The following is a 25,999-nucleotide window of genomic DNA, read 5'->3' as shown; positions in this document are numbered from 1 at the left end:
TCGATGACGAGCGGAGGCGTGGAGGCCCTCTACGGTGAGGAGCTGCGGCCCGGCGCGCTGGTGGGGCGCTGGGTCGTGGAGCGTGTCCATTACCGGGGGCCGGTCTCCACCCTCTATCGGGCGCGGGATGCGACGAGCGGGACGCTCGCCGCGCTCAAGGTCCTGCAGTCGTCGGCCTTGTCCACGGACACCGCGCTGCGCCGCTTCCGACGGGAGGCGGCGACGCTCCAGCGGCTGAGTCATCCGCACATCGTCCAGGTGCTCGACCATGGCGAGCTCCCGGAGGGCCGGCCCTTCATCGCCATGGAGTGGCTGGAGGGCCGCGACCTGGCCGCGGAGCTGTCCGCGCGAGGGCCCCTGTCCTCACGTGAGGCGCTGGAGGTGCTGGAGCAGGTGGGCGCCGCGCTGGGCGTCGCGCACGCGGCGGGCGTGGTGCACCGGGACCTCAAGGCGCAGAACGTGATGCGCCTGTCCGGCGGGGGCGAGGCCCCGTGGGTGAAGCTGGTGGACTTCGGCGTGGCGAAGGCGCTGACGCCAGGGGTTCCCGGGGCCTCGTCGCTCACGCACACGGGCGTCGCCCTGGGCACGCCGCTGTCCATGGCGCCCGAGCAGATCCGCGGTGAGGTGCCCGACGCGCGCACGGACCTGTATGCGCTGGGCGTGCTCCTGTTCCAGCTCGTCACCGGGCAGCCGCCGTTCCAGGGCGCCACGCGGCACGAGGTGGAGGAGCAGCACCTGCACGCGCCACCCCCCAGGCCCACCGAGCGCGCGCCCGTGCCCTCGGGGCTGGATGACGTGGTGTCGCGCTGCCTGGCCAAGACTCGCGAGGAGCGCTACCCGGATGTGGCCCTGTTCCTGGAGGAGCTGCGTCGAGCGGTGGGGGGCGTGGGGCCTCGCGCGAACCCGGGCCACGCGGTGGCGCTCTACGCGGAGGCCCGCATGTCCCACGCGCCCGACTCGACGAGCCTGGAGCGCATGGACTCCCTGCTGGAGCGCGCGGGCCTGGTTGCCCGCGAGGTGGGGCTGGAGGTGCGGCTGGAGGGGAGCGGCTGTTTGATGGCGCTGGCGCCGCTGCCCGATGACGCGGCCTCCGAGCGCGCCGTGCGCGAGCGCGTGCTGGCGGCGGCGCTGTCCCTCCTGGAACAGGAGGGGGCGCGAGACCAGGACGCTCGCGAGACCGCGTCCCCGGTCCGCCTGGCCATCACCGTCCACGTGGACCAGCTGCCGGGCGCGGAGGGCCGCGTGGGCGCGAGCCTGTTGCACCTGCCGGGCTGGGTGGCGGACGCGACGGACGGAGGGCTGGTGGCCACCGAGTCGGCGCTGAGAGGGCTGGAGTCCGGCTTCCTCGCGGCGCCGTTGCCCGGTGGCGGGGCCCTCTGGTCCCGCGTCACCGGACGGCGGTGAGGCTCACGGCTTGATGCCGTGCCGGCGCAGCAGCCGGTAGAGGTGCACCCGGTCCATGCCCGCGGTGACGGCGGCCTGGGCCACCTTGCCCTGGTGCTTCTCCAGGAGCGCGCGAAGGTAGCGGCGCTCGAAGTCGTCGACGGCGCGGCGGCGCTGGTCGGCGTAGGGCAGGGTGGGGTCCACCTCCATGGGGTTGCCCGAGCGCGACTCGTCCTCGGTCAGCTCCACCGCCTCCTCGAAGACGAGGCAGCGCTCCAGGTAGTTGCGCAGCTCGCGCACGTTGCCGGGCCACGCCGCGTAGCGCAGCCGGGCCAGGAAGTCCGGCGTGCGCAGGGACGCGGTGCGCTCCTTGTCCGCGCCCAGCGTGCCCAGGATGCCCTCCACCAGCAGCGGCAGGTCCTCGGGCCGCTGACGCAGGGGGGGCAGGGCGATCCTCAGCACCGCGAGGCGGAAGAAGAGGTCGGAGCGGAAGCGCCCCGCGTTCACCTCCGCGCGCAGGTCTCGGTGCGTGGCCGCCATCAGTCGCACGTCCACCGGCTGGTACGTGTTGCTGCCGACGCGGCGGATCTCCCGGTTCTCCAGCACGCGCAGCAGCTTGGGCTGCAGCTCCGCGGGCAATTCGCCGATCTCGTCGAGGAAGACGGTGCCGCCGATGGCCTCCTCGAAGACGCCCGCCCGGCGCTGGAGCGCGCCGGTGAAGGCGCCCTTCTCGTGCCCGAACAGCTCGCTCTCCAGGAGGTGCGCGGGGATGGCGCCGCAGTCCACCACCAGGAAGGGGCCGTCCTTGCGCCGGCCCGCCTCGTGGATGGCCTGGGCCGCCTGGCTCTTGCCCGTGCCCGTCTCGCCCTCCAGCAGCACGGTGACGTCGCGCGACGCGGCGCGCTCCATCATCGCGAAGCACACGCGCATGGCCACCGACGCGCCCACCAGCGTCCCGAAGCGCGTGCTCTCCGACACCGGCAGCCGGTTGTTCTCGGCGCTGAAGTCGAAGCGCAGCACCACCCGGCCCAGCCGCAGCAGCGAGCCGCTGCGCAGCACGCCCTCCATCACCAGGACGCCGTCCAGGATGACGCCGTTGAGGCTGTCCAGGTCGCGCACCTGCGGCCCCTTGGGCCCGATGCGAATCTCGCAGTGGAAGCGCGACACGGTGGAGTCATCCACCGCGAAGTCGTTGAGCGGATGCGAGCCCACCGAGCACGTGTCCGCCGTGGACTCCCACGTGCTGCCGGACTGGGGGCCTTCCACCACCGTCAGCCGGAAGCGGCGCACGGTGGAGGCGTCATACGCGCGGCGGCCCTGCTCGTAGGGGAGCGTGACGTGGAGCGCCTCGTCGCCGGAGTCCCGTGCCTCGACCTTCCAGACCGGATCACTCTTCACGTCGGGAATCGGAGGTGGTGTGCGGGCCCGGTCGGAAGCAGACATGAGCTTCAAGATACCATGGCCACGTGACGCGAAGTTCCGGTCGTCCATCCTGTCCCATCCGTCAGGTTGCTCCGTGAAAGCCCCCGCGGAGGCCCGGCTCGGTCTGTCTCCCGGCCGGGCCCCGCGTCCCCCCTCTCCGCCCCCCGGCCCCCCTGCTGCACGGAGCGCACGGTCGTGGTGGGTTGCGCCCGACCGTGTGGCACTCCACGACAATGCAGCGGGTGTGCCGTTCCACCCTCACCCTGGGGTCACTCCCGCCCTCGAGACAGGGGCGTAGCCTGGAGGGTTACAAATCCAGCCCGCCTGTTGCGTGGGGCGCTACAGCTGCGGGCCCCGACGTCGATGGGGCGCCTGGCGGCGGCGTCTCCTGGCCATCGACAGGCGCACGGTATGCGCCGCCTGGATGCCCGCAAGACGGGGGCGCTAGAACGCCAGGTTGAGCTGCAGGGTGATGAGCTGCGAGGTGCCGGGGTCCTTCGGAATGACGACGGAGGCGTCCTCCGCGCCGTTGGCGGCTTCCTGGTGGGCAATCTGGTAGCGCAGCTTGAACGCCAGGTGCGGCGCGTTGACGAACCAGGCGAGCTGGGCCTCGCCGATGTAGAGCAGGTCGTCGTCCAGGTCGAAGCTCGGGTTGAGGTAGCTCAGGCGCACGCCCACATCCACGGTCTTCTTGTAGACGACGTAGTCCGCCTGCACCCACGCGCCGAAGCTGGAGAAGTTGCGCGCGTTGTTCATCGGGTCGACGCGGCTGATGTACGCCTCGCCGAAGAGGCTGAAGCGCCGCGCCTGGATGAACAGGTCCACGCCGCCGGTGACGAAGCGGCGCTCACCCTCGCGCAGGATTTCGAAGACGCCGGACTCCGGGTTGAAGTTCTCCTTCACCTGGGAGACGTCGCCGGCGGCCCCCTGCAGCGTGAAGGACACGTTGAGCGGAGGCGGCTCCTTGTCGCCGGACATGATGTACGGCAGTTCGCCGTAGCCGGGCTTGCCCATGGGGGAGAAGGTGGCGCGCGCGTTGAGCTGATACTTGTCGGACTCGGAGCGGACGCTGCGCAGCGGAGAGCCGCCGTAGACGCCGACGTAGTACTCCAGCCGGTCCATGGTCCCGAAGAACGTCACGCCCTTGTCGCGACCGGTCCAGTAGTAGTTGGCGATGGTGGAGAACTCGGGGAAGAGGATCTGCTGCGGGCCCCAGGACTCGTGACGGCTCAGCGGGGTGTACTGCTGGCCCGCGCGCACGCCCAGCTCGTCCCAGGGTTGGATCTCCACCAGCGAGTCGAGCAGGTACAGCGGCGGGTCCGCCAGCTCCAGCGACGTCCAGAAGCGAATCCAGGGGCGGAAGACGTTGCCGCGCATGATGGGGCGCAGGAACGAGAAGGCCGTGCGGGACTCGGCCTTGCCATCCAGGAAGACGGGCTCGAGCTTGTAGCCAGCCTGCAGCCCGATGCCGAGCAGGTAGTTCCCGTCCTCGGACTGGACGTGGAAGCCGTTCTTCTCATCATAGCCTCCGGTGATGGTGGGCTTGTCGTCGTCCTTCTTCTCGTCCTGCGCGTGACTCTCCGTCGGGGCGAGCAGTCCGCTCACGCCCGCCACCACCGCCGCCACTCGTATCCAGCGCATGCCCTGTTCCCTCGAATGAGCGCGGTCCCAAAGCGAGGCGACTCGCCAGGGGCCGAGCGGCACGGTGGGCATGCGGCTGGAGGGCGCCAGTCGGGGGCGTCGTGCGCTATCCGCGAGCGGACGGCGGGCGCGGCGCGACGATGGCTGACGGACAGCGGCCTCGTCCTCGTGGACGGGGCTCATCGAACACGCAACGTGAGAGGGCGCCCCTCCCTCGTGATGGGAAGAGGCGCCCGCGAACCACGGCGGCGAGGGTCTATGGCGACGGAGGCGTCTTCTGCTCCGCGCCGTCGCGGCCCGCGCCACCGGTCCCCATCGTGCCCGCGCCGCCAGGCGTGGCGGCGTACAGGTTGTCACCCAGCGAGTTCACGACATGGGTGATGGCGCGCTGGGCTCGCACGCTGTTGCCCGCCTTGTCGAGCGGCGGGGAGAAGGCCGCGATGGCGTAGCGGCCCGGCACCACGGCGACGATGCCACCGCCCACGCCGCTCTTCGCGGGGACGCCGGCCTGATAGAGCCACTCGCCGGTGTTCTCATACAGACCATTGGTGGCCATCAGCGCCAGGGTGCGCCGCGCGGTGTCCGGGCTGATGACCCGCTCACCCGTGACGGGGTTGATGCCGCCGTTGGCGAGCGTGGCGCCCATGGTGGCCAGCTGCCGGGCCGTGACGTTGACCGAGCACTGCCGCGTGTAGAGGTCGAGCGCCTGCTCGCGCGGAGAGCCGAGGACGTCATAGGACTCCAGCAGCGCGGAGATGGACTGGTTGCGCGTGTTGGTGGCCGTCTCCGACTTGTAGACCTCCTCGTTCACGGAGAGCGGCTCGCCCGCGAAGGCGTTGAAGTTGCCGCTGATCTTCCTCCAGCGCTCGTCGGGCGTCTTCGCGGGAATCAGGCTCACGGAGGTGATGGCGCCCGCGTTGACCAGCGGATTGCCGGCGCGGTGGTCCTCGTTCATCTCGATGGCGACGATGGAGTTGAACGGCTGCCCGGTGGCGTCCACGCCAATCTTGTCCTCGACCTTCTTGGCGCCCACCTCCTCCATCAGCCGCGCCAGCGTGAAGGGCTTGGAGAGCGACTCGATGGGGAAGGGCGAGGCGGCGTCGCCGGCGGTGTAGATCTTCCCGTCGACGGTGACGAGCGCGAGGCCGAAGAGGTTGGGGTTCACCGTGGCCAGGTACGGGATGTAGTCCGCGTTCTTGCCTTCCTTGTTCCCCTTGAACTGCGTGTGGGCCTTCTGGAGGGCCTGCTGGATGTCCGTCTCGGACGGCATCGCCTCGTCTCCCGGGGAGGGGCGGGCGGTCGTCTGGGACGCGGCGGGCTTGGACCTGGGCGCCGCGCCGAGCGCGACACCGGGGCCCGTGAGGGCCAGCAGACATGTGGAGAGCAACCAGCTTCTGCGACCGCGACTTGCGAGCTTCATGTCATCTCCTCCCAGCGACGTGGGCGCCCGCGAGCGCAGGCTGCTGGCGCGTCGGCTTCGGTGGTTGAGGAGTGGGGGCCGCCCGGCCGCGCGGCAACGCCGGGAGCGCACGAGCGAAGAGGCCCTCGCGTCCATGCGTGGGCCCAGGAACCCTCCCCGCCGTCCGGGCTTCGCGTCGATGACGTGGCGCCTACCTTGTCCGACGTCGAGTCGCACGGCGCTCCGCCCGTGCCCGTCGACGAAAGGAGGGCGTGCCGCCATGGCGGAGCCCCTGAGCTCGCTGGAGTCCGGTGTCCAGGCACACCTGTTGTCCGCGGTCTTCAATCCCGAGCAGGTCCGACTGGACGTGTGGAACCGGCTGCGGGAGGAGGTGACGCGGCTGGAGGCGCGGCACGCCGAGGGGCAGGTGTCGCCCGAGCACATGGAGCAGGTGCTCTCGCTCTTCGCGGAGGTGCACCCCATCGAGCGGCTCTTCGTGTTCCCGGGCGAGGCCCGGCTGCAGAGGCTGGCGGAGATGGCGCGTCGGCACGACGTGGAGGAGCTGGCCGAGGAGGTGCGTCGGCTGGTGGGCCTGTTGAGCCTGCATCGCGACCGCGCCTGTCTGCTCACGGACCTGGATGGGACGCGCGCGGCGGCGCCGGAGGGCTCGCACTACTTCACCACGCTGGTGGTGGATGACATGGCGGCGGCGGACTTCGAGCGGGTCCACCGCGGGATGCTCGAGGCGCAGCGCGGGGAGCACCAGTTCCTCTACGAGCTGCTCCAGGTGCGCTCGGTGGAGGACGCGCTGGTGGCGGTGCTCGTCAACGACGACGTGCAGGTGTGCGTGGTGCGGCAGGACCTGCCGCTGCGCTCGCGCTCGCCCGTGAAGCAGCTTCGCTCCACGCTGGAGCCCATCCTCGCGGAGGCGGAGCGCAACGGCGACGAGGCGGGGCTCGTGGTGGCGCGTTGGGTGCGGCGGCTGCGTCCACACCTCAACGTCTACCTCATCACCGACGAGTCCCTGGTGGGGCGGGAGATGCACACCGAGCGCCTGTTCGACCGCGTCTTCTACCGGTACGAGTCCGCGCACGAGCTGAACGTCACGGTGGTGGACGGCGTGCGCGAGCGCTACCGGACGCCGTTCTTCGACGCGCTCAAGCACTACGCCTCGCGGCCCATCGGCAACTTCCACGCGCTGCCGATTGCCCGAGGCCACTCGGTGTACAACTCGCGCTGGCTGCGGGACATGGGGGAGTTCTACGGGCCCAACCTGTTCATGGCGGAGTCCTCCTCCACCGCGGGTGGACTGGACTCCCTGTTGGAGCCGACGGGCTCCATCAAGCAGGCGCAGGAGAAGGCGGCCAAGACGTTCGGCGCGCAGCAGACGTTCTTCGTCACCAACGGCACGTCGACGGCGAACAAGATCGTCCACCAGACGCTGCTCCAGCCCGGTGACGTGGTGCTCATCGACCGCAACTGCCACAAGTCGCACCACTACGGGCTGGTGCTGGCGGGCGCGCACACGGTGTACCTGGATGCGTATCCGGTGCGGGAGTTCGCGATGTACGGCGGCGTGGCGCTGAGCACGCTGAAGGCGAAGCTCCTGGAGCTGAAGTCCGCGGGGCGGTTGGACCGGGTGAAGCTGGTGGTGTTGACCAACTGCACCTTCGACGGGCTCGTCTACCACCCGGAGCGGGTGATGGAGGAACTGCTGGCCATCAAGCCGGACCTGGCGTTCCTGTGGGATGAGGCGTGGTTCGCCTACGCCACGTTCATGCCGCTGGCGCGTCAGCGCACGGCGATGCGGGCCGCGCAGAAGCTGGCGGAGCGGCTGCGCAGCCGCGCGTACCGCGAGGAGTACCGGGCGTGGCGTGCACGGCGCGGAGACGGCGACGCGGTGGCGGGGGCCCGCGCGCTGGAGGAGCGACTGCTGCCGGACCCGGACAAGGTGCGCGTGCGCGTGTACGCGACACAGTCCACGCACAAGTCGCTGTCGGCGTTCCGTCAGGCCTCGATGCTGCACGTCTGGGACGAGGACTTCGAGCGCCGCGCGGCCGCGCCGCTGACGGAGGCGTACTTCACGCACATCACCACGTCGCCGAACCACCAGCTCGTGGCGTCGCTGGACCTGGCGCGCCGACAGATGGACCTGGAGGGCTTCGCGATGGTGAAGGAGGCCTACCAGCTGGCGATGCGGATGCGCGAGCGGCTGCGCGAGGACCCGCTGCTGCATCGCTACATGCGGCTGCTGGACGCGGAGCAGATGGTGCCGGAGGTGTTCCGCGGCTCGGGGTTGAACCGCTACGTGGGGCCGGGCTCGGCGGGCGTGGACGAGATGACGCGGGCGTGGGCGCAGGACGAGTTCGTGCTGGACCCGACGCGCCTGACGCTCTTCACCGCGCTCACCGGGCGCAACGGGTTCGAGTTCCGGAGCAAGGTGTTGATGGAGCGGCTGGGCATCCAGGTGAACCACACGTCCATCAACACGGTGCTGATGAACGCGACGATTGGCGTGACGTGGGGCTCGCTGTCGTTCCTCCTGGACGGGCTCCGGCACGAGGCGGAGCGACTGGAGGCGACGCTGGCGCAGGCGACGGGCGCGGAGCGCAGGCTGTTCGACGCGAAGGTGCGCGCCATCACCGAGGAGCTGCCGCCGCTGCCGGACTTCAGCGGGTTCCATCCGGCGTTCCAGCCGTCGGGCGGAGTGGGGGAGGGCGACTTGCGCAGCGCCTTCTTCCTGGCGTACCGCGAGGAGAACGCGGAGTTCGTGACGTTGCCGGAGGCCGCGCAGGCGCTGGACTCGGGGCGGCGGCTGGTGTCCACGCGCTTCGTGGTGCCGTATCCGCCGGGCTTCCCCATCCTGGTGCCGGGGCAGGAGGTGAGCCCGGGCATCGTGGAGTTCATGCGGAAGCTGGACGTGAAGGAGGTCCACGGCTACCGGCCGGAGCTCGGGTTGAGTGTCTTCACGGAGGACGCGCTGGAGCGCGCCGCGAGCACCCCGGCACCGGAGGTCCCCGAGCCCCGGACGCGCGGCCCACGCCACGCGCCGGGCCACAACGGGTCCACGCCCGCGACGCACTGAGCGCGGCCTCAGACGTGCCAGGTGAGGGAGCTGTCCGCCGAGTGGATGGCGGGCAGTGAGCAGTAGAAGGTGGTGCCGAGTCCGGGCTGGCTGTCCACCCAGACCCGGCCGCCATGGGCCTCGGTGATGCCCTTGACGATGGTGAGCCCAAGGCCCGCGCCTTCCTTGGCGCGGCTCCGGGCCTGCCAGAAGGGCTCGAACAGGTGGTGCTGGTCCTCGGGGGGAATCCCCGAGCCCGTGTCGCTCACCGAGCAGCGCACCATCTCCCCCCACGGGCGCGCGCGCAGGACGATGCAGCCGCCCATCGGGGTGAACTTCAGCGCGTTGCCAATCAGGTTGGAGAAGAGCTGCAGCACCCGGTCCCGGTCCACGAAGAGGTCCGGCGTGTCGCGGCTGACGTCCAACTGGAGATGGACGGACTGGGCCTCGGCCAGCGCCCGGTGCAGCTCCAATGCCTCCGTGAGCAGCGCCATCGTCGACTCCGGCCGACGGTCCACGGTGAGGCTGCCGCCCTGCATCCGCGCGACATCCAGCAGGTCCGCGATGAGCGCGGTCGCCCGGGTGACCGCCTTCTGGATGGAGGTCAGTGGACGCGAGTCCGCGGCGCGCTCCGCCGGCGAGCGCTTCATCATCGTCCCCGCGCTCAGCGAGATGACATTCAGGGGCGCGCGCAGGTCATGGGCGACGATGCGCAGCACCTCGTCGCGAAGGTGCGTGGCCTGCTCGGAGCGCGCATGCAGGCTCGCGTTGTCGATGGCCAGCGCCGCGCGCCGCGCCAGCTCCTCGACGAGCGCCAGGTCCCGACGCCCGTAGCTCCGCCCGGACTCGGAGGTGCCCAGCGCGACGACGCCCACCGTGTGCCCGCGCGCGCTCAGCGGCACCACGATGATGGAGCGGGGCGCGAGCCGTCGAAGCAGGTCCAGGTGCCGGGCATCCTCCGCGGTGCTCTCCAGGAGCGACGCGGGGACCTCTTCCAGCAGCAGCGACTGGCCGCTGGTGAAGACCTCCGCCAACGCATGTCCCCGCCGCAGGTGGGCCTGCGGATACGCGCCGAACAGCTCCTCCATCAACAGCGTCCTCTCGTGCGTGGAGGCGAGGCACTCGCGGCGTTGGACCTTCCCGTGCTCGTCGATCATCGTCACGACGCAGAAGTCCGCGAGCGCTGGGACGAGCAGCCGCGACACCGTGGTGACCGTCGTCCCCGGGTCCAGCGAGCTGGCGAGCCTGGGCCCGGCCTCCGCCAGCAGGCGCTGCTCCCGCTCCTGCTGCTTGCGCTCGGAGATGTCCTGCACCTGGGAGATGAAGTGCAGCGGTCTGCCCTTCGAATCGTGGACGAGGGACGCGGTGAGCAGGACGTACACCAAGTGGCCCAGCTTGTGACGGTAGCGTTTCTCGAGCTGATACGTGCCCAGCTCCCCATCCAGCAGCCGCCCCACCTGGAGCAGGTCCCCCTCCAGGTCCTCCGGGTGGGTGAGGTCCTGGAATGTCATCGCGCACAGCTCCTCGCGCGTGTACCCGAGCATCTGGCTCAGCGCCTCGTTCACGTTCAGGAAGTGTCCGTCCAGGCCAACCAGGGACATGCCGATGGGGGCATGGTCGAAGGCGGTGCGGAACAGCTCCTCCCGGTTGCGCCGGGCCTCCTCCGCTCGCACCCGCGCGCTCAGGTCGCGCAGGATGACGGCCCTGAACGCGACATCATCCACCCGCACGTCGGCGAGCGTGGCCTCCGCGGGAAACACCTCCCCACTCCTGCGACGGCCGGACAGGGGTCTTCCCTCCTCGTCGCCCGGGCCTGTTCCGGCGGCCTCCCGCGCCGGGAGGTCCAGGGGGCCGCTCAGCAACAGGTCCATCGACCTGCCCAGCACCTCGCCCGCGGCGTAGCCGAAGATGCGCTCGGCGCCGGTGTTGAACAGGGTGATGTTCCGCTGCTCGTCGACGGCGATGATGGCGTCCGCGGCGTTGTTGACGATGCCGGCGAAGCGGGCCTCGGAGATGCGCAGCGACTGCGCCACTTCGCGCTGGCGCGCATCCAGTCGGGAGAGGGCGTTCGCGTTGCGAGCCAGCAGGAGCACGAAGGCGAGCACCGTGACGAGCGCGAAGACCGACGTGCCGAACGGGCCGCTGCGAAAGCCGAGCTCCTCGCTGACCAGCCGCAGCCCCCACACGAGCAGCGGCAGGGTGATGACGGCGGGCAACAGCCTGCGCGCCATGAGGCCGCCGGCATCGTCCCGCAGCAGCACCCCCATCAGTCCATATCGGGGATGCACGGAGAGGATTCCCACCGAGAGCAGCAGGAACAACAGCGCCGAGTGCAGCGCCATGGGCGTGTAGGGCCCGAAGGCCCGCTGCCCGATGAACGCGGTCAGCGGAGCCTCCTCCAGATACGCATAGCCGATGAGGGCCTGGGCGGAGACGAGCGCGACGAGCAGGGCGAGCGGACGGGCCGGATGCCACCCCGAGCGGGTCCTGACGTGCAGCAGCAGCAGCGCGGACCCGAGCAGCACCAGGCTCGCCGCTGTCAGGGGAGACGGCCGGCCCGGCATGTGCGGCGACAGCCGGGTGAGGGTGTCCGCGAAGAAGAGGGGGGCGATCCCGAAATCCCGCCGCGTCAGGTACTCGAGCAGCACCAGTCCGCCCAGCACCATGGCGAGCAGCGCCAGTGCCAGCCCCAGTCCCCTTGCCAGGCGCTCCGCCGACTTCCTCCTCAGCAGCCACAGCGCGCAGCCGATGGAGAACTGCCCCACGGCGGTGAGGGGCATCATCACCCCGGCTCCCGGGAGGAAGACCACACGGGTGAGCCGCTCGCTGGCCATCGCCCAGCCCGCCAGCACGGTGGCCGTCACCAGGACGGTGAACGTGCACACGAGCGGGACCAGCCAGTCGAGCACCCTTTCCAGAGGGCGCGACGAAACCTCCATCCACGAAACTGGAGTCACGTCCTGTCGTTGACCAATGTCGCGGCGGCGACCGCTCCGCCGCCTGCTTCAGCGCTCCTCCCAATGAATCCAGCGCAGGTCCCTCACGAAGAGCGTGTAGAGGACGGGGACGAGCAGCAGGGTGAGCACCGTGGCCACGGTGAGTCCGCCGATCTGCGCGTAGCAGAGCGGCTGCCACAGCGGGCCGCCGTGCAGCGCCAGGGGGATGAGCCCCAGCACGGTGGCTCCCACCGTCACCAGCACGGGCCGCAGGCGGTGGACCCCGGCGTCGAGCAGGGACTCGCGCAGGGACTCTCCGCGCTCGTGGGCCTCCTCGATGTAGTCGAAGAGCACGATGATGTGGCTGACGATGACGCCCATCAGGCTGATGATGCCCAGGAAGGCCATGAAGCTGAAGGGCGCGCCCATGAGGACCAGCGACACCAGCGCCGCCGCCGCGCCGAAGGGCAGGGCGGCGAACACGACCAGCGGCTTGACGGCGTTCTTGAACTGGATGACCAGCGCCACGTAGATGGCGACGATGAGCATGCCGAGCACGACGACCATGCTCGCGAAGCTCTTCTTCTGCTCCTCCGCCTCGCCGCCGATCTCCAACGTGTAGCCGATGGGCAGGTGCTGCTGGAGCTCATCGAGCTTTGGACGGGCCTCCTTCAGGACCTCCGACGCGAGCACGCCCTGTTGCGGGAACGTGGAGATGGTGATGGTGCGGAACTGGTTGCGGCGGCGGATCTTCTCCGTCTGGAGCGAGTAGGCGACGCGGGAGACCTGCCGCAGGGGCACCTTCTGGGGCCCGCTGCGCGAGCTGATGTACAGGTTCTCGATGTCACCCAGCTGGGCGCGCTCCTCGGCGCGGAGCCGGGCGACGATGTCGATTTGATGGATGCCCTCGCGCAGCTGACCCACCGTCATGCCGTTCATCGCCGAGGCGGAGGACGTGGCCACGTCCAGGTTGGTGACGCCCGCGAGGTTGGCCCGGTCCGGGTCCACCTCCAGCTTCACGGAGAACGTGTCGCTGCCCCAGTCGTCGCGCGTGCGCGCGGTGCCGGGGACGGAGCGGAAGATGGCCTTGGCCTGCTCGGCGATGTCGCGCAGCACGGAGATGTCCTCGCCGGAGACCCGGATGGACACGGGGATGCCCACGGGCTTGCCCGTCTCCAGCTCGCGCACGTCGACGCGCGCCCCGGCGATGCGGCGTGACAGCGCGTCCTGGAACAAGGGCACCAGCATGCGGGTGTCCTCCTTGTCGCGGACCTGGATGACCAGCTGCGCGTAGTTGAGCTGCTGGAGCTCCGGTGCGACGGAGAACCAGAAGCGGGGACCTCCGCCGCCGATGAACTCCGTCACCGACTCGAGCACCTGGCGCGGCTTGCCGTCGCTCGGGTGGGCCTTGCCGTACTCCTCGGCCACCTCCTGGAGGATGCGGGTGGCGTCCCTCGCGGTGTCGCGCGTCGCGGTGAGGGTGGCGTCCTCGGGCAGCCAGACGTCCACGTAGGACAGATAGGACAGGTCCTTGGGGAAGAAGGCGGAGCGGACGCGGGTGCCCACGAGCGCGCCCGCGATGAGGACGAGCAGCGCCACGCCGACGACGAGCAGCCGGTGGTCGATGGCCCAGCCGACGACCTGCTGGTATCTCCGGGCGAAGCGCGAGGTCTTCTGTTCCGATGCGGGAGTCTCAGTCTCGGGCGCGCGGAGGATGGCGGAGCCCAGCAGCGGGATGAACGTCATGGAGACCACGCGCGAGGCGACCAGGGACAGCGTGAGGACGATGGGCAGGGTGCGGATGAACCTGCCCGTGTCTCCAGGCAGCGAGAGGAAGGGCAGGTAGGCGGCGATGTTGGTGAGGGTGGCGAAGAGGATGGCGGTGGCCAGCTTCGTGGGACCGAGCCACGCGGCGATGCGCGGCTTCCACCCCATGGACATCGAGCGCTTGATGGCGTCGCTGGCCACGACGGGGTCATCCACCAGCAGGCCCAGCGCGATGATGAGCGACGCGATGGAGATCTGCTGCAGGTCCACGCCGAACAGGTGCATCAGCCCGAAGGTCATCGCCAGGGTGATGGGGATGGACAGGGCCAACAGCAGCGCCGTCCTCCACTCCCAGAAGCCGATGAGCGCGACGAGCACCACCAGGATGATGGCCTCGTAGAGCGAGGACATGAACAGGTCCACGTTCTCCTTCACCTGGAGCGGCTGGTCCGAGGTGCGGCGGATGACCAGGTCTTCGGGCAGCAGGCGTTGGACGTGCGCCAGCTCCTCGCTCACGGCGTGGCCGAAGGTGTCGATCTGCTCGCCCGGGCGCATGTTGACGGCGAGGGTGATGGCGCGGTTGCGGACGAACTCGCCCTGGGCGTTGCGCGCGTCCAGGTAGTTCAGGAAGCGCGGCGGGCTCTGGTAGTCGCGGCGCACGTCCACCATGTCGCGCAGGTACACCGGCGTGCCGTTGGTGCTCGTGGTGGCGACGATGTCTCCCAGCTCACGCTCGCTGGACAGCTCGCCCGACGGGTCGATGGTGATGCTCTTGCCGCCCATCTCCAGGATGCCGCCGGGCGCGGTGATGTTGCGCGCGGAGATGAGGTTCGCGAGCCCCGAGGCCTGGACGCCGTAGGAGGCGAGGCGCTCCTGCGAGTACTCCAGGAAGATCTTCTCCGGCAGCACGCCCGCGCGGGTGACCTTGGAGACGACGGGCAGCCGCTGGAGGTGTCGCTGAATCGTGTCGGTGAAGTCGTCGAGCTGCCGGTGGCTGTAGCGGTCTCCCGCGTTCGCCGTCAGTCGGGCCCGGACGTCCTTCGGGTCGCGGACGATGATGGGGCGCCACACGTCGGGGTGGAGCTCCGACAGGCTCAGGTGGTCCTGGGCGAAGGCGCGCAGGTGTCGCAGCAGCGTGTCGTCGTCCAGGGACGTGGCCATGTCCACGCCGATGAAGCCGGGGCTCTGGATGAAGCGCGCGTCATCCGTCTCGGGCAGGGCGTCGAAGAAGCGCAGGGCCTGGTCTCCCAGGCGCTGCATGGACGTCGCGTTGATGGAGGGCGGGAAGCTCACCACCAGCGTGGCCCGTGGAGCGGAGGACGACGCGGACGCGCGCACGTCCTCGATGGCGCGGGCGACGGCGCGCGAGCGCAGCTCCAACTCCACGTCGTTCGCCGGAGGGCTGGCCACCGTGAGCATCAGCGTCGCGGTGTCGCCGAAGTCCTTGAGGAACTGCACCGGCCCCGCGCCGCTCGGCAGGTCGCGAATCGTGTCGAGCCGCCCCTGGATGTCGTCGAACTCCTTGGCGCGGTCCGCGACGTCCTCCTTCAGCGTGACGTAGACGACGGACAGGCTGGTGCGACTGATGGACTCGATCTTCTCGACGCTGGCGTTCTCGGAGATCTTCTGCTCGATGCGGCGGGTGACCAGCTGTTCAATCTTCTCCGCCTCCGCGCCGGGCCACAGGCACGTGGCCACCGCGACGCGCACTGCGATGACCGGGTCCTTCGCCTTGGGCATCTTGAAGTAGCCGTAGACGCCCCACACCAGCGTGAAGGCCAGGAACACCCAGGCCACCTGCCGCTTCTCGGTGAAGTAGCGCGCGGTGTTGTGTTTGTGGCGCACCAGCGCTTCGTCGCGCTCCCGCTCCGCCTGCTCCGCCTGCTCGGGCGTCACGGAATCACCTCCACCGCCTCGCCGTCGGACAGGAGGCTGGCGCCGGTGACGACGATGCGCTCACCGGCCTCCAATCCCTTGCGCACCGGGATGACGTTGCCCAGGTACTCGCCCAGCTCCACCTCGCGGGCACGCACGAGCGACTTGCCGTCCTGCTGCTGGAACACGAAGACGGCGAACCCGTCCGGCTTGCCGGGCGCGCGGACGATGGAGGACAGCGGCACGAGCAGCTCCGGCTGGAGTCGGGCGGAGCCGCCGTCTCGCAGCGACAGCGCGGCCACCATGCCGGGCTTGAGTCGCTGGTCCTCGTTGGGGATGGAGACCTCCACCGCGAACACGCGGCTCTTGGGGTCCGCGGAGGGCGCGATGCGGGAGATGCGCCCCTCGAAGCGCTGTCCGGGGAAGGCCTGGGTGATGACGGCCTGGGGCGCGCCGAGCCGGACGCTGGGCAGGAGCGTGTCCGGGACGCCGAACACCACGCGGACGCTGCGCGTCTCCGCCACCGAGAAGGCGACGGTGCCCGGCGCGGCCAGGACGCCCACCTCCACGGTGCGCTTGAGCACCACGCCGGAGAGCGGCGAGCGCAGCTGGGTGTCCTCGAGCGCCGTGCGCGCTTCCTCCACGCGGGCCTGGGCGACGGCCGAGGCGCCGACGGCGCTGTCCTTCTGCGTGCGGGCGGCGTCGAGCTGCGCGGGCGTGGACACCTCCGCGGCGACGAGCTTCGTCGTGCGCTCGAAGTTGATGCGCGCCTGCTCCTCGGCGGCGCGGGCCTGGGAGAGCGCCGCGCGGGCCTCGGTGAGTTTCTGCGAGTAGTCCGTCTTGCGCAGCGCGGCCAGCTCCATGCCCTCGCGCACGGCGTCGCCCTCCTGGATGAGGCGGGGGCGTCCGTCCACGTCCTTCACCTTCGCGATGGACTCCACGTAGCCGCCGACCTTGAAGGCCAGGTCCACGCGCGTGGCGGGCTGGATCTCCGCGGAGAAGCGCGCATCCGCCGTCGTCCCGGCGCGGCCCACGGTGGCGATGCGCACGGCGGTGGCAGGCGCGGGCGGGGGAGGGGAGCGCCCGCAGGCGAGCCCGAGCGGGGCGCCCAGGACGAGCGTGAGGGCCAGCAACGACGTCCTCATGAGACGGACTCCAGCGACGCGTCGGAAGCGACGACGTGAAGGACGGCGCCCGGGATTCGGGGCCGTCCGGGGGGAAGCTCACCACGATGAAGAAGGGACTCAGGGGGTGGGCACGACGGGGTGGGCCTTGCCTGTCGCGCGCCCGACACGGTGCGCCGCCGGATGCTCAGAGGACGACGAGCAGGCCGAGCGACGCTGTCGGGTAGACCTGCCGCAGCTTCAGCTCACCATTCGAGATGCGCAGCGTGCGCACGTCCGTGAAGGTGAAGCCCGGGCCTCCGCGCGCCGTCAGGCCCAGCCGCCCCGCGCCCGGCCGCCACATGAGTCCCACCGCGGGCTCCACGAACGCCGCCGTGCTCGCGCTCTGCGAAGGGCCCTTGCCCGTGCGCGCCACGAACTCCTCGAAGCCCGCCGTCAGCCCGACGAAGGGCCGCAGCGTGCCGTTCGCGAACGTCGTCACCGTGTAGCGCGCGTCCGCGCCCACCGCGTAGTTGAGCTTCACCTCGCCCAGCTCCGCCCCCTCGAAGCGCGTGCGCACGCCCACCGCGTTGCCCCACTGGCCCGCGCGCGCCATCAGTCCGAAGGAGAACGGCCCCTCGAACCGGGGCGAGATGTCCAGTCGCACGCCGTACATCGACGCGTCCAGCGCGGGCGGCTGCAGCTCCAGCAGCACCGAGCCCCGGCGCTCCCGCTCCCGCGAGGGAATCAGCTCGCCCGCGTCGTCCGCCCACGCCGGTGCGCCCATCAACACCGCCGCCGCCAGCACTCCCGTCAGGACTCCCTTGGACTGGACCTTCATCTCGCGCTCCCGTGTTTTTAGTCGTTCGACTAATTTAGTTACACGACTAACTAAGACTGCGCCCGGGTGATGTCAAGGCGACCGGGCGGCCGGCCTCGGGGTGCTTGCGGGTAGGTGTGTGGCGTCCTATGGGAGACAGATGGCCCGTCCACGCAGCCCGAAGAAGCCTTCGTCCCCTCCGCCGGAGCCGGCGCTCACGGGAGAGCCGGATGCCCGGGAGCGGCTCATCGCCGCCAGCTCGCGCGTGCTGGCGGAGCGGGGCTACGACGCGACGACGGTGAAGGAGGTGGCGCGCGTGGCCGGGGTGAACCAGGGGCTGGTGCACTACTACTTCGGCAGCAAGGACGCGTTGCTGCTCGCCGTCACGCGCGCGCACAGCGCGCAGTACGTGGCGGAGCTCAAGAAGCTGCGGGACGAGACGCCGCTGGAGGACCTGGCGGACACCAGCTTCGCGTGGGGCGAGCGCCACCTGCGCGCGTCACCCGAGCAGTTCCGGCTGCGCTACGAGCTGTTCGCGTTGGGGCTGCGCAACGCGGAGCTCACCTCGGCGGTCTCCGAGCTCCAGGCGGAGGGTGACCTGGAGGTGGCCCGCACGGTGGCGCGCTATCGGGGCGGGGAGGCCTCGCGCCCCGAGCCCCTGGACCACCACTACGCCGTCATCATCAAGTCGTGCTTCGACGGACTGGCGCTCCAGGCGCTGTTGGATCCGAAGTTCGACCCGGGGCCGGTGTACGCGCTGCTGAAGCATCTGGTGCTGTCGAGTGTCGACGGACCCGGGAGCGGCAAGGCGCCAGCGCGTCGGGGAAGTCGGAGCCAGGCGCGTCGAGGCACACCGAGGCCTCGACGTCGCCCGAGCACGCGGTCCCGCCGCTGAGCGTCGTCAGAGGGCGGTCTGCTCGCCGGGCGTGAGGAACCGCACGCGGCGGTCTCCCTGGAGCGCGGCGCGGACCTGGGCCTCGGTGGAGAGGGGCTCGAAGGCACCCGCGTACGTCACGGTGAGTCCGTGGGCGGTGGCGTGGCCTGTCCACAGCCGGGTGTCATCCTCTACTCGGAGGACCTGGACCCCGGGGGCTCCGGCGGGCGTCCAGGTCGAGACGGTGATGGGCCGCGCGCGGGGCATGGGATGTTGTCCGGCTGGATGCTTTCTATCTCACGTTTAAGGCCTGTACGAGGTATGGGGGCGTCGTGTCAGTCGGTGGCGTCGCGATACAACGCGTCGAACCGGGCCTTTTCTGGCGGCCAACCGGGCCGGAGGATGAGACATGCCAGGAGCCACAGTGGGGCTTCGCGTGGGGGGAGCACGCATGGGGACGGATGCAGAAGGGGCGTTGCGCGCCGTGCGGTCTTTGGTGGAGCTGGAGGACACGGAGCAGGCAGCGCAGCTCTACGAGGAGCTGGGGGCCTCCCAGCGCGAGCGGCTGCGCAAGCAGGCCGCGCAGGGGCCGGTGAAGGAGCGACGCGGGTTGGTGGAGGTGCTGCGACGCGCCCGGGACTTCCTGGGCGCCGCGCGGCTGATGGATGGCAGCGGTGACGACGCCGTGGCCGCCGACCTCTACGTCCAGAGCGGCCAGTACCTGGAGGCGGCGGAGGCCTGGCTGCGCGCGGGTGAGTCCGAGCGCGCCGCGTCGGCCTTCGAGCGCGCGGGGGCCCTGGAGCGCGCGCTGGAGGTGTACCGCGGCCTGGGCGCGCGTGAGTCCATGGCGCAGTGCCTGGTGCGCCTCAAGCGTCCCTTCGACGCGGCGGACCTCTACCGTGAGCTCGGTCAGCCCCACGCGGAGGTGGAGACCCTGGGCGGCGTGACGCCCGAGGACCCGCGCTACATCGAGGCCGTGCTGCGCATGTGCCGGCTGCTGGACGTCGAGGGCTTCACGCACCGCGCGCTCGCGGTGCTGGTGGACGCGCTGACCAGCTCCGACGTGGCGCGGGCCGAGCCGGCGATGGTCACCGAGCGCGCGCGCCTGTTGCGTCGCATGGGCATGAACGCGGAGGCGGAGGCGGTGCTCGGCCGTCGCAACACGCCCTCCACCACGCCCGTGGCCAACGGCTATCGCTTCCTCAAGGCCATCCCCATCTTCAGCGAGCTGTCGCTGGAGGACATGAAGGACCTCTACCGGCAGGCCCGGCAGGTGGTGCTCGCGCAGGACTCCGTGGTGCTGGAGAAGGGAGAGCCGGGCGTGGCGCTGCTCGTCCTGATGGAGGGGACGGTGGACGTCTTCAGCGGCCCGGAGTCGGACGCGCGGCTGCTCAACTCGCTGGGGCCGGGGGAGTACCTCGGGGAGATCTCCCTGGTGCAGGACGCGCCGGTGTCCGCGCACGTGCGGGCGCGCACGGCCGTGCGCGCGCTGCGCATCAGCCGCACGGCCTTCGAGCACTACCTGGACACCCACGAGGCCGCGGCGCTGCGCATCTACCGCCTCTTCACGCAGAACCTCGCGGCCCGGGTGCGCGCCCTCAGCGCTTGAAAAGGCGGCTCACTTCCAGGAGCAGCCCTTGATCTTCTCGCAGAAGGCCGCGTTCGTGGCCTTCGTGCACTCCATGGCCAGCCCCATGCACCGGTTGGTGGAGTACGAGTAGGAACAGCCGGGCTGGCTGTTGCAGAAGACGCTCGAGTACACGCCGCAGAAGGTCGCCTTGCCGGTGCACTGGCCGCCCTTGCTCGGCGCCGCGTCCTCCGCGGCCTGCTCCGTGTCCTCCTTCACGGGTGTTTCCTGCTTCGCGCCGTCCTTCTTCGGGGAGGACTGGGTTTTCGTGTCCTTGGGGGCCGCGGCCTGTTCGTCCGCGTGAGCGGGAGCACAGGCGAGCAGCACCAGGGAGGCGAGCATTCCCACGAGGAGTCGGGGCTGCGCTGCGTGGCGAGACATGGGCGTCCTTTCGGCGAGGGGCTCGGCTTTCGCCCCGGCGTGATGAGAACAGCGCACTGTAGAGGACTCCTTCCGGGCGTGGGGAAGAGGGCACGGCGGGTGGCTCGGCTCACCCAGGAGGTGGGTCCTTTTCGCGCGACTGTCATCGACGTGGACGCAGCGCGCGGCTAACATGTCCGGCTTCATGGCCAGGCAGGATGGCGCCAGCGAAGATCCCGACCGGGGGCGGCGCATTGGAAAATACGAGATCCTCACCCGCCTCTCGATGGGAGGAATGGCGGAGCTGTTCCTCGCCTTCACCTCGGGGCCGGGCGGATTTCGCAAGTTCGTCGCCGTCAAACAGATCCTCCCGGACATCAAGAAGGACGAGCAATTCGTCCAGATGTTCCTGGATGAGGCGCGGATCACCGCGGCGTTCTCGCACGCGAACATCGGACAGGTCTTCGACCTGGGCGAGGACGGCGGCGAGCTGTTCCTGGCGATGGAGTTCCTGCCCGGGCAGAACCTGGAGCAGGTCATCAAGGCCGCCTCGCGGCGCCAGTACGGGCTGCCGCTGGGGTTCATCGGTCGGGTGATCCGCGACACGTGCCTGGGGCTGCACTACGCGCACCACTTCACGGACCCGTCGGGGCGCTCGGTGGCGGTGGTGCACCGGGACGTGTCGCCGAAGAACGTGATGCTCACCTACGACGGCGTCGTCAAGGTGATCGACTTCGGCATCGCGAAGGCGAGGGGGCGGCTGGGGCGCACGCAGGTGGGCACGGTGAAGGGGACCAGCGGGTACATGTCCCCGGAGCAGGTGCGTGGCCACGCGATGGACGGCCGCAGCGACCTGTTCTCCGTGGGCGTGATGCTCCACGAGATGCTCACCGGCCAGCGGCTGTTCAACGGTCCGCACGAGGCCGCGGTGATGTTGCAGATCGTGGAGGCGGACGTCACGTCGCCCCGCGCCGCCAACCCGGACATCCCGGAGGCGCTGGACGCGGTGGTGATGCGCTCGCTGGCCCGGGACGCGGCGCAGCGCTTCACCAGCGGCCGTGAGATGGCGCGCGCCATCGAGGCGGCGCTCGGCCCGGAGCTGTTCGACGAGGACGGCGTCACCGCGGTGATGGGCGAGCTGTTCGAGGAGAAGCGTCAGAAGACGCGCACGCTCCTGGAGCTGGCCAGCCGCGCCGAGGACGCCCGGGTGAGCGAGGCGGCCGGCGAGCTGCAACAGGACGACGTCGGCGAGATGGGCGCCACCGCGCAGCTGCCGACCCCGACGGCGGCCCGCACGGTGGCGCGCGCGGATGGGAGCAGCGCGCCCAAGCCGACGCCGCAGCGGCGCACGGATGGGAGCAGCGCGCCCAAGCCGGTGCCCCAGCGGCGTCCGGCCACGCCCACGGACCCGGAGGTCCCCACCCGCGCGGGCAGCGGACCCAAGCCGGTGCCGCAGCGGCGCACGGGGGCCGAGGCGGCCTCGACGACGCCGCGTGCCCCGCGCGCGCTGCTGGAGGCGGGCGGCACGTCCCGCACGCCGCGCCCGCGTCCCGCCGCGCGCGAGGAGCCGCTGGAGGACGTGGACTCGCTCGATGAGCCGAGCGACCTGTCGACGCAGCAGTTCCGCACCCGTCCTCCGCGCCCGGGCGCCGGCTCCTCGGGCCGTGGCCGGGGCGTGTCGCGCTCGGACACGCCGGTGCAGACGCCGGCCGCGAAGCCGAAGTCCCGCTGGATGGGGCGGCTGTTCCTGCTCGTGCTGCTGGGGGCCGTGGGCTGGGCCTCGACGCAGCCCATGGTCCGCGCCCAGTTCGTCCCCGCCTTCGAGTCCGCGAAGGCCTGGGTGAAGGCGGAGCTGGATCCGCAGCCGCCCGCGGACCCCACGCTCAACGCCGCGTGGCCGCCCCAGCAGAAGCCGGGACCGCCGCCGGGCTTCCCCGGCACCACGCCCGCGCCGGACCCGCGTCCGGGCGCCCAGGCGGAGGCGCCCTCCGCGCCGGAGCCCACCGCCCAGGTGGCGACTCCGCCCGAGCCGTCCCCGGCCGTGCCCGACGTGCGCCCCGCGTCCACCTCCACGGCGCGCAAGGGGAAGGAGACGCCGAAGGAGGACCCGGCCCGGACCGCCGAGGCCTCCAAGCCCGTCACCCGCAAGCCGCGGGTGTACGCGGGCAAGGAGAAGCCGGAGGACGAGCCCGTCACCACGGTGACGAAGGACCCGGACGCGCTGGCGGAGGTGATGGACACCAGCACGCCCCAGGGCGCGGCGAAGGCGGGGCTGGGGTGGATCTCCCTCTACACGGTTCCCCGGGCGGCGGTGTTCGACGGCGCCACCCAGCTGGGCACCACGCCGCTGTTGAAGTTCCCGCTGCCGGTGGGGACCTACACGCTGCGGCTGGTCGACCCCACGAGCCCCGACGGGGTGAGCCGGCGCCTGTCCGCGCCGGTGAAGCCCGGCGAGGTGACCAAGCTGCAGATTCGACTGGCGGACCTCCCTCTGTACAAGGAGTGAGCGCCGTCCTTGACGCCCTCGGACCCCCTCAATAGGGTCCGCGGGCTCTTTTCCTTCGACGCACTGCGAGAAGGACACCCATCGCTATGTATTTCCAGGACCTCATCTTCACGCTCCAGAAGCACTGGGCCGACCAGGGCTGCCTCTCCACGCAGCCGTACGACCTCGAGGTCGGCGCCGGCACCATGGCCCCGACGACGTTCCTCCGCGCGCTGGGGCCGGAGCCCTGGAATGTGGCGTACGTGCAGCCCTCGCGTCGCCCCGCGGATGGCCGCTTCGGTGAGAACCCGAACCGGCTGTTCCAGCACCACCAGTTCCAGGTCATCCTCAAGCCCGCGCCCAAGAACGTGCAGGAGCTGTATCTGGAGTCGCTGCGGAAGATCCGCATCGACCCGCTCGAGCACGACATCCGCTTCGTCGAGGACGACTGGGAGTCGCCCACGCTCGGCGCGTGGGGCCTGGGCTGGGAGGTGTGGTGTGACGGGATGGAGGTGACGCAGTTCACCTACTTCCAGCAGTGCGGCGGCTTCGACTGCAAGCCCGTCTCCGCGGAGCTCACGTACGGGCTCGAGCGCATCTGCATGTACCTGCAGAACGTGGAGAACGTCTTCGACATCGAGTGGGTCAAGGGCGTGAAGTACCGCGAGGTGTTCCACCCGAACGAGGTGGAGATGAGCCGGTACGCGCTGCAGGAGTCGGACGCGGCCATGCTCTTCTCGCTGTTCGATGCGTACGAGAAGGAGTGCAAGCGGCTCATCGAGCGGCAGTTGCCGCTGCCCGCGTACGACTTCGCGCTGAAGTGCTCGCACACGTTCAACCTGCTGGACGCGCGCGGCGCCATCTCCGTCACGGAGCGCGCGGCCTTCATCAAGCGCGTGCGCGACAACGCGCGGCTGTGCGCGGAGGGGTATCTCCAGATGCGCGAGCGGCTGGGCTATCCGCTGCTCAAGACGCCGTGGACGGTGGGGGAGCAGCCCGCCATCCTCGAGGGCAAGGCGGCCAGCGACTACTGGAAGACGGTGCAGCTCAACAAGCCGGTGGAGAAGAAGGAGAAGGCGGAGGTGACCCGTGGCGCGTGATCTGCTCCTGGAAGTGGGCGCGGAGGAGATTCCCGCCTCGTTCATCGCCCCCGCGCTGGAGGACCTGCGCCGGGTGGTGACGGAGCGCCTGGCGGACGCGCGCCTGGAGCACGGTGAGGTGAAGGTCTACGGCACGCCCCGGCGCCTGGCGGTCTGGGTGCGCGACGTGGCGGACGCGGGCAAGGACGTGGTGAAGGAGGTGCTGGGGCCCAGCGCCAAGGCCGCGTTCGACGCGCAGGGCAAGCCCACCAAGGCGGCGGAGAAGTTCGCCGAGGGGCTGAAGCTCTCGGTGGACCAGCTGGGCCGCGCGCAGACGGCCAAGGGCGAGTACGTGTCCGCGCGCGTGGAGGAGAAGGGCCGCGCGGCGGCGGACATCGTCCCGGACGCGCTGCACGCGGCGGTGCACTCCATCAACTTCCGCAAGTCCATGCGCTGGGGTGACGTGGAGTCCTCCTTCGCCCGGCCCGTGCAGTGGCTGGTGGCGCTCTTGGGCGGCGACGTGGTGCCCGTGGTGTTCGGCGACGTGAAGAGCGGCCGCGTGACGTACGGCCACCGCTTCCTGTCGCCCGGCGCCGTCGAGCTGAAGGCGCCCGCGGACTACGAGGCCGCGCTGGCGAAGGCGAACGTGGTGGCGGACATCGCCAGGCGCCGCGCCATGCTCGTGGAGAAGGTGACGGCGGCGGCGAAGGCGGCCGGCGGCGCGCTGCTCGAGGACGAGGGCCTGGTGGACCAGGTGACGAACCTGGTGGAGCTGCCCAGCCCCGTGGTGGGCACGTTCGAGGAGCGCCACCTGGACCTGCCACCGGAGGTGCTGGTGCAGGAGATGAAGAGCCACCAGCGCTACTTCTCGCTGGTGGACGGGGCGGGGAAGCTGTTGCCCAAGTTCATCGCCGTGTCGAACACGCCGGTGCGCGACGAGCAGCTGAGCCTGCGCGGCTACCAGCGCGTGCTGCGCGCGCGTCTGGCGGATGGCCGCTTCTTCTTCGACGAGGACCGCAAGACGCCGCTCGCCGACCGCGTGGAGAAGCTGGGCCGCGTGGTGTGGCAGGGGCAACTGGGCACGTATCTGGAGAAGGTGGAGCGCTTCCGCTCGCTGGCGGTGTGGCTGGCCGGGCAGACGAAGCGGGCAGGGGAGAGCGCCACCATCGAGCGCGCGGCCACGCTGGCCAAGGCGGACCTCGTCACGGGCATGGTGGGCGAGTTCCCGGAGCTCCAGGGCGTCATGGGCCGCGAGTACGCGCGCGCCAGCGGCGAGCCGGACGCGGTGGCCCTGGCCATCTTCGAGCACTACCTGCCGCGAGGCGCCGAGGACGCGCTGCCCACGCAGGACGCGGGCGCGCTCATCGGCATCGCGGACCGGCTCGACTCGCTGTGCGGCATCTTCGCCATCGGCAAGGTGCCCAGCGGCGCGGCGGACCCGTTCGGTCTGCGCCGCGCGTGTCTGGCCATCATCCGGCTGGTGCTGGGGCGGGGCTACCGCTTCAGCCTGTCGGCGGCGGTGGACGAGTCGCTGCGGCTGCTCGCGCCCCGGCTGGCCAACGTCAAGCGCAAGGCGGGCGAGCCCGCGCCGCGCGAGCAGGTGCTGGAGTTCTTCCGCGGCCGCCTCAAGGCGCTGTGGGGCGAGCAGCACCGCACGGACGTGGTGGAGGCGGTGCTCGCGGCGGGTTTCGATGACCTGGTCGCCGCGCAGAAGCGCCTGGAGGCGCTGAGCCTCATCGTCGGGCGGGCCGACTTCCAGCCCCTGGCCGCGGCCTTCAAGCGCGTGGTCAACATCGTGGAGAAGCAGGGCCGCGACGTGGCGGGGGGGCAGACGCAGGCCCAGAAGCTGGTGGACGACGCCGAGAAGCAGCTCCACGCGGCCTTCTCCCAGGCGCGCACGTCCGTGACGGGCCTGCTGCAGGGGGATGATTTCTCCGGCGCCCTCAAGGAAATCACCGGGTTGAAGCCCGTGGTGGACACCTTCTTCGACAAGGTGATGGTGATGGCCGAGGACAAGGAGCTGCGGGAGAACCGCATCCGGCTGCTCACGGAGATTGGCGCCCTGTTCAACCAGGTGGCCGACTTCTCGAAGATCCAGGCCGAAGTCGCGGCCTGAGGCCCTCACGAGGCCGCCTGCCCCCCGGGGGATGGAGCACGTCCCCGG

At 70.7% G+C, this 25,999-nt stretch carries 16 protein-coding genes; 7 read left to right on the top strand and 9 right to left on the bottom strand.

Features of this window, described 5'->3' with window-relative positions:
* The first annotated feature begins 3 nt into the window (after positions 1 to 3).
* The gene (locus tag OWM54_RS02165) at positions 4 to 1,404 is read left to right on the top strand and encodes a serine/threonine-protein kinase (protein ID WP_267696501.1); all 1,401 of its coding nucleotides are present in this window, start codon (positions 4 to 6) and stop codon (positions 1,402 to 1,404) included.
* 3 nt (positions 1,405 to 1,407) lie between these two features.
* Here the strand turns inward: OWM54_RS02165 and OWM54_RS02160 are convergent, their stop codons facing one another.
* The 3 genes from OWM54_RS02160 to glsA form a co-directional block, all read right to left on the bottom strand.
* Positions 1,408 to 2,826, bottom strand: coding sequence for a sigma 54-interacting transcriptional regulator (locus tag OWM54_RS02160; protein WP_223751568.1), 1,419 nt, complete (start codon positions 2,824 to 2,826; stop codon positions 1,408 to 1,410).
* 423 nt (positions 2,827 to 3,249) lie between these two features.
* Positions 3,250 to 4,446 carry a porin gene (locus tag OWM54_RS02155; RefSeq protein ID WP_223785774.1) on the bottom strand — a complete coding sequence of 399 codons (1,197 nt, stop codon included), beginning with the start codon at positions 4,444 to 4,446 and terminating at the stop codon, positions 3,250 to 3,252.
* A gap of 256 nt (positions 4,447 to 4,702) precedes the next feature.
* Entirely contained in the window at positions 4,703 to 5,866 is a 1,164-nt protein-coding gene (gene glsA, locus OWM54_RS02150; protein WP_223751570.1) for a glutaminase A, read from the bottom strand.
* A gap of 259 nt (positions 5,867 to 6,125) precedes the next feature.
* On the opposite strand from glsA, the gene OWM54_RS02145 reads away from it, so the two are divergent.
* On the top strand, positions 6,126 to 8,930 hold the full coding sequence (locus tag OWM54_RS02145) for an aminotransferase class I/II-fold pyridoxal phosphate-dependent enzyme (protein WP_267696500.1): 2,805 nt from the start codon (positions 6,126 to 6,128) through the stop codon (positions 8,928 to 8,930).
* 8 nt (positions 8,931 to 8,938) lie between these two features.
* On the opposite strand, the gene OWM54_RS02140 is transcribed toward OWM54_RS02145, so the two are convergent.
* The 4 genes from OWM54_RS02140 to OWM54_RS02125 all read right to left on the bottom strand — a co-directional run bounded on the left by OWM54_RS02140 (position 8,939) and on the right by OWM54_RS02125 (position 17,431).
* Complete coding sequence (locus OWM54_RS02140) at positions 8,939 to 11,818, bottom strand: PAS domain S-box protein (RefSeq protein ID WP_223785772.1); 2,880 nt, start codon at positions 11,816 to 11,818, stop codon at positions 8,939 to 8,941.
* A gap of 96 nt (positions 11,819 to 11,914) precedes the next feature.
* On the bottom strand, positions 11,915 to 15,508 hold the full coding sequence (locus OWM54_RS02135; protein WP_267696499.1) for an efflux RND transporter permease subunit: 3,594 nt from the start codon (positions 15,506 to 15,508) through the stop codon (positions 11,915 to 11,917).
* Entirely contained in the window at positions 15,505 to 16,632 is a 1,128-nt protein-coding gene (locus OWM54_RS02130) for an efflux RND transporter periplasmic adaptor subunit (protein WP_267696498.1), read from the bottom strand. Before OWM54_RS02130 ends, OWM54_RS02135 begins: the two co-directional genes overlap by 4 nt.
* Before the next feature lie 166 nt (positions 16,633 to 16,798).
* Entirely contained in the window at positions 16,799 to 17,431 is a 633-nt protein-coding gene (locus OWM54_RS02125; RefSeq protein WP_267696497.1) for a hypothetical protein, read from the bottom strand.
* Between the two features lie 139 nt (positions 17,432 to 17,570).
* Here OWM54_RS02125 and OWM54_RS02120 point away from each other — a divergent pair, with 139 nt between their 5' ends.
* Positions 17,571 to 18,305, top strand: a complete 735-nt coding sequence (locus OWM54_RS02120) for a TetR/AcrR family transcriptional regulator (RefSeq protein WP_267696496.1) — start codon at positions 17,571 to 17,573, stop codon at positions 18,303 to 18,305.
* A 6-nt stretch (positions 18,306 to 18,311) separates the two neighbouring features.
* Here OWM54_RS02120 and OWM54_RS02115 read toward each other — a convergent pair whose 3' ends face one another.
* The gene (locus OWM54_RS02115; protein ID WP_141331602.1) at positions 18,312 to 18,551 is read right to left on the bottom strand and encodes a hypothetical protein; all 240 of its coding nucleotides are present in this window, start codon (positions 18,549 to 18,551) and stop codon (positions 18,312 to 18,314) included.
* Positions 18,552 to 18,693: 142 nt separating this feature from the next.
* Between OWM54_RS02115 and OWM54_RS02110 the strand changes: the two genes are divergently transcribed.
* Complete coding sequence (locus tag OWM54_RS02110) at positions 18,694 to 19,893, top strand: cyclic nucleotide-binding domain-containing protein (protein WP_370640437.1); 1,200 nt, start codon at positions 18,694 to 18,696, stop codon at positions 19,891 to 19,893.
* Between the two features lie 9 nt (positions 19,894 to 19,902).
* Here the strand turns inward: OWM54_RS02110 and OWM54_RS02105 are convergent, their stop codons facing one another.
* On the bottom strand, positions 19,903 to 20,292 hold the full coding sequence (locus OWM54_RS02105) for a hypothetical protein (protein ID WP_267696495.1): 390 nt from the start codon (positions 20,290 to 20,292) through the stop codon (positions 19,903 to 19,905).
* A 184-nt stretch (positions 20,293 to 20,476) separates the two neighbouring features.
* On the opposite strand from OWM54_RS02105, the gene OWM54_RS02100 reads away from it, so the two are divergent.
* From OWM54_RS02100 to glyS, 3 genes are all read left to right on the top strand, one after another.
* Positions 20,477 to 22,777 (top strand): serine/threonine-protein kinase, encoded by a 2,301-nt coding sequence (locus OWM54_RS02100; protein ID WP_267701080.1) that lies wholly within the window; start codon positions 20,477 to 20,479, stop codon positions 22,775 to 22,777.
* Positions 22,778 to 22,863: 86 nt separating this feature from the next.
* The gene (gene glyQ / locus OWM54_RS02095) at positions 22,864 to 23,856 is read left to right on the top strand and encodes a glycine--tRNA ligase subunit alpha (protein ID WP_046713338.1); all 993 of its coding nucleotides are present in this window, start codon (positions 22,864 to 22,866) and stop codon (positions 23,854 to 23,856) included.
* Positions 23,846 to 25,951 carry a glycine--tRNA ligase subunit beta gene (gene glyS / locus OWM54_RS02090; RefSeq protein ID WP_267696494.1) on the top strand — a complete coding sequence of 702 codons (2,106 nt, stop codon included), beginning with the start codon at positions 23,846 to 23,848 and terminating at the stop codon, positions 25,949 to 25,951. Before glyQ ends, glyS begins: the two co-directional genes overlap by 11 nt.
* Positions 25,952 to 25,999 lie beyond the last annotated feature (48 nt).

This window comes from Myxococcus sp. MISCRS1, assembly GCF_026626605.1.
Classification (GTDB): Bacteria; Myxococcota; Myxococcia; order Myxococcales; family Myxococcaceae; genus Myxococcus; species Myxococcus fulvus.
Note: the sequence above shows the minus strand (reverse complement) of the source record. Positions and strands in the feature narration are given on the sequence as shown.